Source organism: Isoalcanivorax indicus, from assembly GCF_003259185.1.
Taxonomy (GTDB): Bacteria; Pseudomonadota; Gammaproteobacteria; order Pseudomonadales; family Alcanivoracaceae; genus Isoalcanivorax; species Isoalcanivorax indicus.
In genome coordinates this window covers 2212381-2226359 of the sequence record NZ_QGMP01000001.1, presented here as the reverse complement: position 1 = coordinate 2226359, position 13979 = coordinate 2212381, and the positions used below count along the sequence as shown (strand labels likewise).

At 62.2% G+C, this 13979-nt stretch carries 12 protein-coding genes; 7 read left to right on the top strand and 5 right to left on the bottom strand.

Annotated features, from left to right (window positions below; genetic code table 11):
* Window position 1: 1 nt before the first annotated feature.
* Genes DKW65_RS10160 through DKW65_RS10145 form a run of 4 tightly spaced genes read right to left on the bottom strand, consistent with a single transcriptional unit; the run spans window position 2 to window position 4397 of the window.
* Window positions 2-823, bottom strand: coding sequence for a DUF4198 domain-containing protein (locus DKW65_RS10160; RefSeq protein WP_111657133.1), 822 nt, complete (start codon window positions 821-823; stop codon window positions 2-4).
* Window positions 824-846: 23 nt separating this feature from the next.
* The gene (locus DKW65_RS10155) at window positions 847-1359 is read right to left on the bottom strand and encodes a DUF2271 domain-containing protein (protein ID WP_111657132.1); all 513 of its coding nucleotides are present in this window, start codon (window positions 1357-1359) and stop codon (window positions 847-849) included.
* A 25-nt stretch (window positions 1360-1384) separates the two neighbouring features.
* A complete protein-coding gene (locus tag DKW65_RS10150) occupies window positions 1385-1993 on the bottom strand; it encodes a PepSY-associated TM helix domain-containing protein (RefSeq protein WP_111657131.1) in 609 nt (202 codons plus the stop codon).
* A gap of 10 nt (window positions 1994-2003) precedes the next feature.
* Entirely contained in the window at window positions 2004-4397 is a 2394-nt protein-coding gene (locus tag DKW65_RS10145) for a TonB-dependent receptor domain-containing protein (RefSeq protein WP_111657130.1), read from the bottom strand.
* Window positions 4398-4608: 211 nt separating this feature from the next.
* Between DKW65_RS10145 and DKW65_RS10140 the strand changes: the two genes are divergently transcribed.
* From DKW65_RS10140 to ung, 6 genes are all read left to right on the top strand, one after another.
* The gene (locus DKW65_RS10140) at window positions 4609-6546 is read left to right on the top strand and encodes a DUF389 domain-containing protein (protein WP_111657129.1); all 1938 of its coding nucleotides are present in this window, start codon (window positions 4609-4611) and stop codon (window positions 6544-6546) included.
* Between the two features lie 99 nt (window positions 6547-6645).
* A complete protein-coding gene (locus DKW65_RS10135) occupies window positions 6646-6921 on the top strand; it encodes a DUF7352 domain-containing protein (RefSeq protein ID WP_245932503.1) in 276 nt (91 codons plus the stop codon).
* Window positions 6922-7009: 88 nt separating this feature from the next.
* A protein-coding gene (gene prfB / locus DKW65_RS10130) for a peptide chain release factor 2 (RefSeq protein ID WP_111657127.1) occupies window positions 7010-8129 on the top strand; the annotation gives its coding sequence in 2 pieces (ribosomal slippage) (window positions 7010-7081 and window positions 7083-8129; 1119 coding nt in all).
* Between the two features lie 15 nt (window positions 8130-8144).
* A complete protein-coding gene (lysS, locus tag DKW65_RS10125; protein WP_111657126.1) occupies window positions 8145-9611 on the top strand; it encodes a lysine--tRNA ligase in 1467 nt (488 codons plus the stop codon).
* A gap of 96 nt (window positions 9612-9707) precedes the next feature.
* Entirely contained in the window at window positions 9708-10382 is a 675-nt protein-coding gene (locus DKW65_RS10120; protein WP_111657125.1) for a TetR/AcrR family transcriptional regulator, read from the top strand.
* 8 nt (window positions 10383-10390) lie between these two features.
* Window positions 10391-11080 carry a uracil-DNA glycosylase gene (gene ung / locus DKW65_RS10115; protein ID WP_111657124.1) on the top strand — a complete coding sequence of 230 codons (690 nt, stop codon included), beginning with the start codon at window positions 10391-10393 and terminating at the stop codon, window positions 11078-11080.
* A 429-nt stretch (window positions 11081-11509) separates the two neighbouring features.
* On the opposite strand, the gene DKW65_RS10110 is transcribed toward ung, so the two are convergent.
* Complete coding sequence (locus DKW65_RS10110) at window positions 11510-12382, bottom strand: AraC family transcriptional regulator (RefSeq protein ID WP_111657123.1); 873 nt, start codon at window positions 12380-12382, stop codon at window positions 11510-11512.
* 103 nt (window positions 12383-12485) lie between these two features.
* Here DKW65_RS10110 and DKW65_RS10105 point away from each other — a divergent pair, with 103 nt between their 5' ends.
* Window positions 12486-13979, top strand: coding sequence for a CoA-acylating methylmalonate-semialdehyde dehydrogenase (locus DKW65_RS10105; RefSeq protein ID WP_111657122.1), 1494 nt, complete (start codon window positions 12486-12488; stop codon window positions 13977-13979).

The window sequence follows — 13979 nt, the reverse complement described above, 5'->3', positions numbered from 1 at the left end:
CTTAGTCAGGCAACACCTCGAAGGTACCGCTGTAGCTGGCATGACGTCGCGCACCGCGTCGGCTGGCCTGGTCATCGTCGTAGCTGGCGCCAATCCAGTACATACCCGCGCCGGGCCATTGGATGCTCAGGTACCCGTCCTCATCAGTGGTCAGGGTTTCCAGATCCTGATGGTTACGGTAGCGCATGCCACCGGGAATCACCTCCACACTGGCACCGGCGGCGGGTTTGCCGTCGATCAGGAAGCGGAAGCGCGCGGTTTCGCCGGCAAACAGATCGTTCGGGTGGGTGTCCGGCGCCAGCGTCAGGCCCGTGCCTTCGGTGACAAACACCGACTTGTCCGGGGCGCCGGCGGTGACATAGGTTTCCAGGCGGCGGGAGAATTCGGTGACTTCGAGTTTTTTCGCCCGGCGCGGTACCGCATTCGCGAATTCTTCCGCGCTGCCGCGCCAGCGTTTGCGTTCACCGTTTTCTTCCCAACTGGCAAAGATGCCCGTGTTGACGGCGCTGATCCGGTAGGTGCCGCGTTCGGTCAGGTTCAGGTCGAAGGTGCTGCGGTACTTGCCGGTGTGCGCATTGTGCACGGTGATCGCCTCACCGTTGGGGCCCGCCACCTCCAGATTGTTCAGGCGCAGCGGCGCATAGTCGGTGTGGAAAATATCGTTGGAAATGGCGCCATCAAACGTGACCCAGGCGTCCTCGCTGGACAGCGTCGTGGCGGCGGGCAGGATCCAGCCGCGGTGGGCCTGGGCGGTCAGTGGCAGCAGCAGGGCGCTGCCCAGTGCCAGGGCAGGTAACAGCAAACGGGTGGCCGTAGTGTTCATGGATGTTCTCCTGATGATGCGTTTCAAGGTGCGACGGTTAACGAGACCGCGCCGAGTTCATGTTCGCCCTGTGCCTCGACGGTGTGCGCCGCCGACACGGGCCAGGTAAAGGGCAGGGTCAGGACTTCACGCCCGCCCACTTCGCGGGCGGCTTCCACCAGCAGGCGATAGTCGCCGTCGGGCAGCGCGTTCAGCGGCGACTCGCCGGGAACGAACGTCAGGGTGTGGTGGCCGACCGGGCGGGTGGCGCTGCTGACGCTGTCCACCGGGAAGGTCAGGCTGCGGCCGTCGCGGCGCCACCACTGGCGCATGTCCTTGAGCCATTTTTCGCCCTCGCGGTTGCGCAGGTTCAGGTCGTACCAGACCGACAGGCTGGTGATCTCGCCGGTGTCGGCATGTTCCAGCCAGAGGGCCACATAGGGGCGGTGGTACTCGGCCACGTTCAGGCGCGGCACTTCCACCGAGACGGTCAGTTCGGCAGCCAGGCTGCTGACAGGCAGCAGCATCGACAGGCCGATCAGGATTGGAAAGCGCATCGTGATCTCCTCATGGAACAAATCCTCATGCGTGTACGAAAAGAAGCAGCAGCAGCGCGGGAATCACCACACCGAGGCCGACCAGTGGCCAGGTGCTGTGCCGCGCGCCTGCATAGCGATAAAGCAACAGCAGGCCGGTGAGGCAGAACACCACACAGCCGAGCGCGAAAATGTCGAGGAACCAGGACCAGGCGGTGCCGGTGTTGCGGCCCTTGTGCAGATCGTTGAGCCAGGCGATGACGCCGCGATCGGTGCGCTCCAGCAGCCACTCGCCGCTGTCGATATCCACGCTTAACCAGGCATCGCCACCGGGGCGTGGCAGCGACAGATAGAGGTCGCCGTCATCCCATTCCGCTACCCGGGCACCGGGGTCGTTGCCGGTTTCCCGCACCAGGTACTCGCGCAGCGCGCGTGGCAGCGGCGCCGCGCCGTCGTCCTGCGCGTCCAGCGAGGCGCGCAGGGGCGCGGGCAGGGTGCCTTGCCAGGTGCTGACTACCGGATGCGCCTCGATGTCTGCGGCGTGGTTCAGCGTGATGCCGGTGAGGGCAAACAGCAGCATACCGATCAGGCATACGGCGGAACTGATCCAGTGCCATTGCACGACCTGGCGCCACAGACTGGAAGAAATCGCCACGACGGTCGCCTCAAAAATGCATGTTGGCGGACAGCCAGAGGCTGCGGCCTTTTTCTGTCACGTTGTAGTCATTGGCGCAGTGGTAGCCGTTCTGCTCCGCATTGAGGGTGCAGGTACGGCCGGACATATCCTTGTCGAGCAGATTGTTGACCCGCGCGTGCAGGGTCAGTTGATCGCTGACGGTGTATCGGGCGCCAGCGCTCAGTACCTCATAGCCCTTGTAGTAGAGCTTTTGAGAGACTTGCTGCGGGCCGCTGGCATCCGCCACACCACGGAAGCGCTCGTCACGGATTTCCGAGATCAGCGACAGGCTCAGATTTTCCGTGGCGTCCCATCCCAGCGTGGCATTGGCCATGTGTTCGGGCGTGTTGACCAGCGGCAGACCGCGCTCTGCGCCGCTCTTCTGCTCGCTATCCGTGTAGGTATAGTTCATGCGCAGCCACAGCGCCGGGGTAAAGTGGTAACGGCCGGCCAGTTCCACGCCGCGGGTTTCTGCCTTGTCGACGTTGGTGGCTTGTCTGAACTGGGTGTACCCGAGTTCTGCCCAGCCCGGGCCGATGTTGACGCAGTTTTCTGTCAGCACCTGGTTGCCATTGTTGTCAAAGCAATTGGGCGCATTGTCCTGATTAACGATCTTGTCCCTGAAATCATTGAAGAAGACGGTAATGTTCCCGTTGAAGTTATCCCAGTTCGTGAAATAAGCCGCCAGTTCATAGTTGATGCTGGTTTCCGGTTGCAGATCCGGCGAGCCGACCATCGGGCTGACACCCTGTGCGCCGAAGCCGGTGATACCGGGGAACAGTTGCTCTGGTCTTGGCGCCTTGTAACCGGTACTGACACCGCCTTTCAGGGTCCAGTTGTCATTTGCCCGGAAGGTCAGATAACCGCGCGGACTGACCTGGCTGCCAAATATGTTGTGATGGTCGTAACGCGTGCCCAGCGTGATGGTCAGCGCATCGACGATGTCCCAGTTGTCTTCGGCGAAGATCGCCCATTGCTCATGTTTCTGGACGGTGCCATCGCGGAAGCCGTCGCCGAACATGCCGAAGACGCCGTCTTCCATTTCGGCATGGAAGTATTGCCCGCCGAGCGTGAACAGGTGCCGGCCCACTTCACCATGGAATTTGCTGTCGAAGATGTTGTTGCGGATCTCCAGCTCACGTCGCTGGCGGGGCAGGAAGGTGTTTTCCAGTTCGGTGCGAATATCATCGGTGAGTTCGGGCGCACCGTTACCGGCAATGCCCTGGTCCGCCTTGGCCTGGTCCCAGATGGCCTGAAGTGCTTCACGTTCCTGCACTGTCAGCGGCAGGGAGCGTCCCAGATTGGCGCTGCGGCTGTGGGTGAAGCTGCTCTCGGTGGTGCCAAACGACCATCTGCCAGTATGGGCCAGCACTGCCTGGTCGCGCTCCACGCGCTGATATTCGCTATAGCCGACCCGAGGGGCGACGATGCCGGCCGTACCGCCAGTGCCCTGACGCCAGAGGCTGTCGGGGCCATCCAGGGTACCCGTCTGGCCCTCTGTGTTGTCGTAGCGCTGGCGCGCGACATCGTACTCCAGGGTAAAGTCATGGTTCTCGAGCGGCGTCAGATTGAAGCTGACGCCCGCATTCCAGTTCTTTGCCGCCACGATCTTTCGGTCGCCAAAGTTGCCGCTGTCTTCGAAGAACGGGGGGTTGGGAACGTCATTGATATCTTCCGGAGGCAGTGGCAGTTGATTGCCGGCGTATCCGGGGTCGCTGTCGTCGCGCTCAAACAGGCTGGCGCGGACGCTCATGCCCAGCAGCCCCTGGACCAGAGGGCCGGTGGCAAAGAAGTCGGTTTTACGGTCATCGCCGAACTGGGATTGCTCCTGCAGGGTCAGGCTGTGTGATACCGAGCCGCCCCATTGATCGGCCACCTTGCGGGTGATGATGTTGATGACCCCGCCCATGGCGTCTGCCCCATACAAGGTCGACATGGGGCCCCGTACGACTTCGATACGCTCGATGGCGTCCAGAGGTGGCATGTACATGAACTGGCTGTTGCCGAAATTGTTCGGGCCGATGTTGCCGATGTCACTCTGCCGCCGACCATTGATGAGTATCAGCGTGTATTCGGGGGGCAGGCCGCGCAGGGTGATGCTGATATTGCCGTTCTTGTCGAGATTGGCGCCGGTATCAATGCCTTCGATATCCCGGAGGGCGTCCGCCAGTCCCGCGTAGGGCTTGTTCTCCAGTTCCTGGCGTGTCACCACGGTGACGCTGGCCGGGGCATCGGTCAGTTTCTGGGTAAAACCGGCGGCGGTCGAGACGACATCCACCTGGTCCAGCCGGTTTGGTGCATCGGCGGCGGGCTCGCTGGCCTGTATCGGACTGGTCAAGACCAGCAGGCAGAGCGGTAAATAGGCGAGGCGCAAGCAAGGCATGATGCGGGCTCCTGTTGTCTGGGCAAGCAAAAGAATCAAGAGGGCGTGAATGCTATTTATAATGAGAATGATTTGCAAGAGATAACAGTTATCGTTTCATGTGTTGGAATGTGAATGATGTTCAGGGCCTGTCGGATGTCGTCATGGATTGACCCTCACGGACTCGGGAAGGGAAGATGTGCTTCCGGATCATCCCCTCCAAGGAGCCCCCATGACGGCTGTGCGCACGGCGCTGGCGGTGTACAAGGACGAAGGCGAAGCCCTGCTGGAGCGCGTCAGCGCCCACGCCTCGGAACACGACATCACCCTGTTTCCCGTCTCTCTGGACGAATTTGCCGAGAACCCCGGTAGCTGGCTGGAAAAGAGCCGTCATGTCCTGGCGCTGGTGAACGACGGCGACCTGTCGCGCATCATCCATGGCGCGCGGGTGCATGATTACTCGGTGGGCATCATCCCGGTCAGCCCGCGCTCGCTGACCTGGCGGCTGTTCAATATTCCTCGCAAGCTGGAAGAATCGCTGCCGCTGGCCTTCATGGCCGAAGGGCGGGCGGTGGACGTGGTGCTGTGCAACGATGAAGTGGTGCTGGGCATGGTCATGCTCGGTGAGACGCCGTTTCTGGATCAGCGCAGCAAGGGCTATGTCAGTGAGCACCCGAGCCAGCTCTCGCGCCTGTGGACCTTTATCCAGTCCTGTTTTGTCAGTATCGCCAACCTGTTCCGCATCAAGCCGTTTCCGGTCACGCTCACCACCGGCCGTGACGTGACCCTGAAGACCGCGGTCACTGGCATTGTGCTGATCGAGAACGAAGTGCACAGCGCGGCGGCCCGTCTGGTGAACACCAGTATCTCGGTGCAGGACGCCAAGGTGTCCTCGGTACTGATTGCGCCCAAATCGGTGGTCGAGTACCTGGCGTTTCTGGTGATTGCCCTGTTCCAGGGCAGCCGCATCGGCAAGAAGTTGCCGGCGGCGATCAGCTATATCAAGACGGACCGTCTGGAAATCGCGGGCAGCAAGACACTGCCGTACTTCGTGGACGGTCGCCGCCGCGAAGCGAGCAAGTTGCTGGTGCGGGTCGAACCGCAATCGGTGCGTATCAATCTGAACGACGAGTTCTACGAACGGCATGAGTCCGCTGGCGAAAAGAAAGACACCATGAAGGTGGACAACCTGCCGCAGAATGAAGCGCGGGTGGAAATGATCCAGAAGCACCTGCCGTTCTTTACCCGGGCCATCGAGGAAGACTTCAAGGACCTGTTCCTGCTGCTCAAGGACAACGCCCGGGGCAGCCGTGACTACGTGATCCTGATGGTGCTCAGCAGTCTGGTGGCGAGCCTCGGGCTGTTCCTCAACAGCGCGGCGGTGATCATCGGCGCCATGGTGCTGGCGCCGCTCATGGCGCCGATCATCTCCCTGTCGATGGGCGCGCTGCGTAACGACACCGCCCTGATTCGCACGTCGCTCAGCACCATCGGGCTGGGGGTGTTGCTGGCGCTCGGCGCCTCGGCCCTGGCCGCGCTGATTGTGCCCTTGCAGAAGATCACGCCGGAGATCGCCGGGCGCTTGCAGCCCTCGTTGCTCGACCTGGGCGTGGCTGTGGGTTCCGGCGTCGCCGGCGCTTATGCCCATGCCCGCGAAAGCGTGATGAAGAGCCTGCCCGGCGTGGCCATCGCGGTGGCGCTGGTGCCACCGCTGTGTGTGGCCGGGATCGGTGTGGGCTGGATGAGCTGGGAAGTCATCAGCGGCGCCAGCCTGCTGTTCCTGACCAACCTGGTGGGTATCGCCCTGGCCGGGCTGCTGACGTTCATGATGCTCGGCTATGCGCCGGTCAAGCGGGCCACCAAAGGGCTCGGCTGGTCGCTGGCGCTGGTGTTGCTGGTGTCGATTCCGCTGGCGATCTCGTTCAACAACATCAACCAGCACTGGCAGATCGAGCACCGCCTGCTGGTGCAGGAGTTCACCGTCAACGGCAAGCCCTTGCGACTGGCCGACATCTCGCTGAACGTGAGCCGCGAGGAACTGCGTGTGCGCGCCGACGTGATCAGCGCGCAGATGCTGGCCCCCGGCGACCTGCAGGAACTCAAGTTGCAGCTCGAGGCGATGCTGGACCGGCCGGTGGCGCTGGAGGCGGCCTACCGATTGCGGTTGTAGACGGCCCTACCGGGCAACGCGTGATGCCGTTACCATGAGTCTGCCGCCCGCCCACAAGGCGGGCGTTTCATTGAACAAGGGAGATCCCCAGTGAAAACCATGCACAAACACCGGCTACAGACCGGGAACGAGATACAGACCCTGAAAATGGACGCCGAAGGGGTGGTCCGGCAGGTCGCCTTCAGCCAGCAGGAGCGCCTGCTCTATGTATGGGTGGAAGTGCCTGCGGGCAGCGTGATCGAGGACGACCAGGTGGCGCGCCGCTTCCGGGTTTTCCATACCGGCGACGGGATTCCTGATCATGCGGTCTTCTGTGGTACCGCCGTGGACATGCTGCGCCCGGAGTCCTATCACGTCTACGAGCTCTCGGAATAGCCAGTCACGCTGCTAATCGGTAGAATCGCGTGCTTCGTTGCCGGGCCCTCCGGGCCTGGCCGTTGACCCTCAACCGGAACGCTTTTCTATGGAAATCAATCCGCTGCGCAACCAGCTGGCCGACCTCAAGGCGCGCACCGACGCGCTGAGGGGGTATCTTTGACTACGCTGGCAAGCGTGAACGTCTGACCGAAGTCGAGCGCGAGCTCGAAGATCCCGCCGTCTGGAATACCCCCGAGAAAGCCCAGGCCCTGGGGCGTGAGCGCGCCCAGTTGGGCGGCGTTGTCGAGACGCTGGACCAGTTGGCCGGCGGGTTCGAGGACAGCGAAGCCATGCTGGAACTGGCGGTGGACGAGGAAGACGAGAGCATGCTCGCGGAACTGGCCGGTGAACTGGACAAGCTTGAAGCCCAGGTCGCCCATCTGGAATTCCGCCGCATGTTCGCCGGTGAAATGGACGCCAACAGCGCCTATGTGGACATCCAGGCCGGTTCCGGCGGCACCGAAGCCCAGGACTGGGCCGAAATGCTGCTGCGCATGTACCTGCGCTGGTGCGAAGCCCACGGCTTCAAGACCGAACTGGTGGAAGCCTCCGCTGGCGAAGTGGCCGGCATCAAGAGTGCCACCATCCACGTGCAGGGCGAATACGCCTACGGCTGGCTGCGTACGGAAACCGGCGTGCACCGGCTGGTGCGCAAATCGCCGTTCGATTCCGGCGGTCGCCGTCATACCTCTTTCAGTTCGGTCTTCGTGTCACCGGAAGTGGACGACGACATCGATATCGACATCGACATGGGGGCCGTGCGGGTGGACACCTACCGCGCGTCCGGCGCGGGCGGTCAGCACGTCAACCGGACCGACTCGGCGGTGCGTCTGACCTATGTGTTCAAGGACCCGGACACGGGCGAAGAACATACCGTGGTGACGCAGTGCCAGAGTGGTCGTTCCCAGCATCAGAACAAGGATCAGGCCATCAAGATGCTGCAGGCCCGTGTCTACGAGCTGGAGATGCAGAAACGCAACGCCGAGAAGCAGCGCCTGGAAAATACCAAGGCGGATATCGGCTGGGGCAGCCAGATCCGTTCTTATGTGCTTGATGATGCGCGCATCAAGGATCTGCGCACTGGCGTCGAGACACGTAATACCCAGGCGGTGCTGGACGGTGATCTGGATCGCTTTATCGAAGCCTCACTGAAATCGGGGCTGTAATCCTGCGGGTGAAAAATGACTGAACAACTGGATGAAAACCGGCTGATTGCCGAACGGCGCGAAAAACTGGCCGCATTGCGCGAGCAGGGCCAGGCCTTCCCCAACGATGTCCGCCCGGAACATCAGGCCGCCGATCTGCTGGCGCAGTACGGCGAGCGCGACAAGGAAAGCCTGGAAGCCGAAGGCATTACCGTGTCTGTGGCCGGGCGCCTGATGCTGGATCGCAAGGCCTTCAAGGTATTGCAGGACCAGAGCGGCCGCATCCAGATCTACGCCACCAAAGAGGTACAGAAGGACACCAGACACTGGGATCTGGGCGATATCATCTGGGTGCGTGGCAAGCTGTGCAAATCCGGCAAGGGTGATCTGTATGTGATGATGGACGAGCATCGTCTGCTGACCAAATCACTGCGGCCGCTGCCGGAAAAACACAAAGGGCTTACCGACACCGAAATTCGCTATCGCCAGCGTTACGTTGATCTGATGACCAACGAGGACACCCGGCGCACCTTCCGTATTCGTGCGCAGGTGATCAGCGGTATTCGTCGTTATCTGGCTGATCGTGGCTTCTATGAAGCCGAAACACCGATGCTGCAGGTGATTCCCGGTGGCGCCACCGCGCGGCCCTTTATCACCCATCACAACAGCCTGGATATGGACATGTACCTGCGCATCGCGCCGGAGCTGTATCTGAAGCGGCTGGTGGTGGGCGGTTTTGATCGTGTGTTCGAGATCAACCGCAATTTCCGCAATGAAGGCCTGTCTACCCGGCACAATCCTGAATTCACCATGGTCGAGTTCTATCAGGCCTACGCCGATTACAACGACCTGATGGACCTGACCGAAGACATGCTGCGCACTCTGGCGCAGGACGTGCTCGGTGATACCACTGTGACCTATCAGGGCGAGGTCTTCGATTTCGGCAAGCCGTTTGCGCGCCTGTCCGTGTTCGATTCTATCCTGCAGTTCAATCCGGATATCCAGGCGGACAAGCTGGCGGACGAAGCCGGTGCCCGCGAGATTGCCTCGGCACTCGGCATTCCGCTCAAGGACGGCTACGGCCTCGGCAAGGTGCAGATCGAAATCTTCGAGAAGACCGTGGAGCATCGCCTGATGCAGCCCACTTTCATCACCGAATACCCGACCGAAGTTTCGCCGCTGGCGCGCCGCTCGGACACGAACCCCTTCGTCACCGACCGCTTCGAGTTCTTTGTCGGCGGCCGCGAGATTGCCAACGGCTTCTCTGAGCTCAACGACGCCGAAGATCAGGCCGAGCGCTTCCGCAATCAGGTGGCCGAGAAGGAAGCCGGCGACGACGAAGCCATGTTCTATGACGAGGATTACGTGACCGCGCTGGAGTACGGCATGCCGCCCACAGCAGGTGAAGGAATTGGCATTGATCGACTGGTCATGCTTTTTACCGATTCGCCTTCCATCCGGGATGTGATTCTCTTTCCTCATATGCGGCCGACGGGCCGCTGATGGGTAGCAGGGCACCGCTGTCAGGGCGGTGCAGCCCCGCGGGGTGGGGCAACCTGCAACAGTTCAGGGATCCACCACAATCAAAAAGGGCAGTACATGACGTCTGCAATCCAGTATCAGGGACGCAAGGCACGCCGGGCGGGCAGCGAACAGCGCCGCCGGGCCATTCTCGAAGCCGCACTGCGGTTGATCGTACGTGAAGGGGTGCGCAGTGTGCGCCATCGCGCTGTCGCCGCCGAAGCCGATGTGCCGTTATCCGCCACCACCTATTACTTCAAGGACATTACCGACCTCATCTCTGACACCTTCACCCTGTTCGCCGAGCAGGCCATGGAGGAAGTCATCGAGCCGTTCCGCGACCAGGCCTTTGCACTGATCGATGGCGCGCCACCGCAAGTGGCGGACAGTCCCGAAGCGCGCAGACAGTTGCTGGACATGCTGGCCGAGATGACCACTGCTTATGTCGTTGGCGAAGTCACCAACAAGCGCGACCACCTGATTGCCGAACAGGCCTTCATGCACGAAGCCGTGCTGGACGAGCGCCTGCGTGGCCTGGCCGACCTGTACAAGGCCAAACAGATTGAAGTGCTGGTGCGCGCCTGTGAAAAGCTGGGCACCACTGCGCCGCCGCTGGACGCGGAGCTGATGTACGGCGCGCTGCTGCACCTGGAATACGAACTGCTGGCCTCGCCGGATCAGTACAGTGAGGCCGACGTGCGCGCGCGTATCCACCACCTGCTCAATCTGCTGGTCCACTCTGGTCAGGGTTAAGGGGCGGTATGACACAGCAGGAACGGGGCATCGATCTGGAGGCAGGCTGGAAACAGCAGCTTGCTGCGGAGTTCGACAGCGGCTACATGCAGGCGCTACGCGCCTTCCTGCGTGATCAGAAACGCCAGGGCAAGGTGATCTACCCGCCTGGTCCGCTGATGTTCAACGCCTTCAACAGCACGCCGTTCGACGCGGTACGTGTGGTGATTCTGGGCCAGGACCCTTATCACGGTCCTGGCCAGGCGCACGGCCTGAGCTTTTCTGTGCCGGAAGGCGTTCCCCCGCCGCCGAGTCTGGTCAACATCTTCAAGGAAATTCACCGCGATCTGGGTCTGCCGATTCCGGGGCATGGTTGCCTGCAACGCTGGGCCGAGCAGGGGGTGCTGTTGCTCAATGCGGTGCTGAGTGTGGAGCAGCGCCAGGCGGCGTCCCATCAGGGGCGGGGCTGGGAGCGCTTTACCGACAGGGCGATCGAGCGTCTCAATGCAGGCCGTGAGGGGCTGGTATTCCTGTTGTGGGGCAGCTACGCGCAAAAGAAGGGCAACCTGATTGATCGCCAGCGCCATCTGGTCCTCACGGCGCCACATCCTTCGCCCTTGTCGGCGCACCGTGGCTTTATTGGCTGCGGGCATTTCTCGCGGGTGAACGAATACCTTATGGATCGTGGGGAGGCGCCGATCGACTGGCGTCTGGATTGAGGTGCCATGTTTTGGTGGTGTGGTGGTGATGGCCCGCAGGGGTGGATGTCCCCTTTCAGGACACGCTGCAAGTACATCCCTGTAAGCTCTCGTTCGGCATCCATGCCTCTCGAAGGTCCTGAAAGGGGACATCCACCCCTGCGGGCCGTCACGCGCAGCCCGTTTAACAAGCCACCAGCCAACGGAACGTTTTGTTCGTGCTGCTCAGCCCGGCCTAGCGGAAGAATCAAGCCTTCGGTTGGCTGGAAGCTGTTGACCAGGCTGCGCGTGACGGCCCTCGGGGGGCGGGTAAGGGTGTTCAGGACTGTCGAGAGGCATGGATGCCGAACGCAAGCCTACAGGGAGGTATTCACGGCGTGTCCTGAACACCCTTACCCGCCCCCCGAGGGCCACAACCACCTGACCAGAAAAGAATGGAAAACAACGAGATCATGCCCCCCCAACCCGATACCGCTGCGGACTCACGCCGGTAATTTTCCGAAACAGCCGCGAAAAGTAATAGGGATCGTCATACCCCAGTTGCCGGGCGATATCCGCCACCGTCAGATCGCTCACGTCCAGCAGATAGCAGGCCCGCTCGATCTTGCGATGCAGGAACGCCTGCATCGGCGTTTGTCCCGTCAGCGCCCGGTAGCGGCGGATGAACTGCCATGGCGAGCGCTGGCCTGCGGCGCGGGCCAGGTCGGCCAGGGTCGGGCGGGTGTCCAGTTGGCTGGCCATCAGGTGGTGCAGGCGGTCCAGGTCCAAATGGCCCTCGTTGTCGTCGCTGGCGCGCTGGCGCAGTAACGCCGCATAACTCAGCAGGCTGCGGCACAGGTCGGCGCCGTGCAGGAAGGCGGTCTCGCGGTAGCCGCCCCGGGCCAGCGCCAGCAGCGCCCGGAAGTCGGAGACCAGCCGCTCGTGCAGGCCGACCGTGCAGCGCCCCGTCAGCCCCACATGCTGAAACAGGTCCGGGACGCGATCGCCGCCCAGATGCATCCAGTAAAGGCTCCAGGGATTGGCTGAAGAGGCGCCATAGGCGTGCGGCTGCCCCGCCGGCAGCAGCAGCATGTCGCCCGGCTGTACCGTTTCGCGATGCTCGCCGCAGGTCGCCCAGCCCACGCCTTCCACGCAATAAATCACAAGATGATCCTCCGGCGTCTGGCGTGCCATCTGGTGGCCCCGGGCGCTGGGGTAGTAGCCGAAGGCCAGCGGGTGGCAGTCGCGAGACAACGGGTGGCGGGCCAGTGCGTCGGTAAGCGGGCGGGGCAGCAGGACCCGTTCGCCGTGCGCGGGCAGGGGCCAGTTGGAGGTGTGCAGCATGCAATAAAGTCCATCTCGTGCAAGGAATGCCATCTTACCTGCAAGCCCGGGTGTGCTAAAACAGGGGTTTGCAGGAACGGCCCACCGACCCAGGAGATAGCCCATGACCCGCCGCGTGCCGCAACTCATTGCCGGTGCTTTCCAGGAAAGCGCCTCATCCGATTGGCTGCCGGTGACCGATCCGGCCACGCAGAAGGTGTTGTGGGAGGTGCCCATGGCCACCGACGCCGAGATGCAGCAAGCGCTCGCCAGTGCTGCCGAGGCGTTTCTCAGCTGGCGCGAGGTTGCGGTGTCGGAGCGGGCACGGGTGATGCTGCGTTACCAGCATCTGCTCAAGCAGCACCATGATGAACTGGGTGAGCTGGTGTCGCAGGAAACCGGCAAGACCTTTGCCGATGCCAAGGGAGACGTCTGGCGCGGTATCGAGGTCGTGGAGCAGGCCGCCAATGTGGCCGCCATGATGATGGGCGAGACGGTCGAGAACGTGGCCCGTGGTGTGGATACGCATTCCTGGATTCAGCCGCTGGGCGTGTGTGTCGGCATCACCCCGTTCAACTTTCCGGCCATGATTCCGTTGTGGATGTTTCCCATGGCCATCGCCTGCGGTAACAGCTTTGTGCTCAAACCGTCGGAGCAGGACCCGATGACGGCGGTGCGATTGGCAGAGCTGTTCCTTGAAGCCGGTGCGCCTGAAGGGGTGTTGCAGGTGGTGCATGGCGGCAAGACGCAGGTGGACACGCTGTTGAATCACGACACCGTGCGGGCGGTGTCGTTTGTGGGCTCGGTGCCGGTGGGCCAGCATGTCTATCGCACCGCGACGCAGAATCTCAAGCGCGCCCAGTGTTTTGCCGGGGCCAAGAATCATATGGTAATCATGCCGGATGCCAATCCGCAGCAGGTGGTCAATCAACTGGTGGGCGCTTCCGTGGGCGCGGCCGGGCAGCGTTGCATGGCGATCTCGGTGGCGGTGTTTGTCGGCAAGGCGAAGGACATGATTCCGGCGCTGCGCGATGCGCTGGCGAAGGTGCGCCCCGGCGCCTGGAATGATGAGGACGCCGGTTACGGGCCGCTGATCAGTCCGCAGGCGAAGGAGCGGGTGCTGGCATTGATTGCGGCGGGCCGTGAGGAGGGCGCCGAATGCCTGCTGGACGGCAGTGACTGCACCGTGGACGGCTACCCGGACGGCAACTGGGTCGGACCGACGCTGTTCAATAATGTGACCCCGTCGATGCGAATCTATCGCGAAGAGGTGTTCGGCCCGGTGCTGTGCTGCACCAGTGTCGATTCCCTCGACGAGGCGATCACGCTGGTGAACAACAACCCCTATGGCAATGGCACCTCGATCTTTACGGCCAGTGGCGCGGCAGCGCGCAAGTATCAGCATGAGGTGGAAGTCGGGCAGGTGGGGATCAATGTGCCGATTCCGGTGCCGCTGCCGTTCTTCTCCTTTACCGGCTGGAAAGGGTCTTTCTATGGTGACCTGCACGCCTACGGCAAGCAGGCGGTGCGTTTCTACACCGAAACCAAGACCGTGACCTCGCGTTGGCCGGACGATGACGTGGTGCACGAAGCCAACATGACCATCAGCCTGAAGTAA

Bases quoted from the DNA above. Each gene is read 5' to 3' on its own strand.
- DKW65_RS10160 (WP_111657133.1), bottom strand. From the start codon at position 823: ATGAACACTACGGCCACCCGTTTGCTGTTACCTGCCCTGGCACTGGGC.
- DKW65_RS10155 (WP_111657132.1), bottom strand. From the start codon at position 1,359: ATGCGCTTTCCAATCCTGATCGGCCTGTCGATGCTGCTGCCTGTCAGC.
- DKW65_RS10145 (WP_111657130.1), bottom strand. From the start codon at position 4,397: ATGCCTTGCTTGCGCCTCGCCTATTTACCGCTCTGCCTGCTGGTCTTG.
- DKW65_RS10140 (WP_111657129.1), top strand. From the start codon at position 4,609: ATGACGGCTGTGCGCACGGCGCTGGCGGTGTACAAGGACGAAGGCGAA.
- DKW65_RS10135 (WP_245932503.1), top strand. From the start codon at position 6,646: ATGCACAAACACCGGCTACAGACCGGGAACGAGATACAGACCCTGAAA.
- lysS (WP_111657126.1), top strand. From the start codon at position 8,145: ATGACTGAACAACTGGATGAAAACCGGCTGATTGCCGAACGGCGCGAA.
- DKW65_RS10120 (WP_111657125.1), top strand. From the start codon at position 9,708: ATGACGTCTGCAATCCAGTATCAGGGACGCAAGGCACGCCGGGCGGGC.
- ung (WP_111657124.1), top strand. From the start codon at position 10,391: ATGACACAGCAGGAACGGGGCATCGATCTGGAGGCAGGCTGGAAACAG.
- DKW65_RS10110 (WP_111657123.1), bottom strand. From the start codon at position 12,382: ATGCTGCACACCTCCAACTGGCCCCTGCCCGCGCACGGCGAACGGGTC.
- DKW65_RS10105 (WP_111657122.1), top strand. From the start codon at position 12,486: ATGACCCGCCGCGTGCCGCAACTCATTGCCGGTGCTTTCCAGGAAAGC.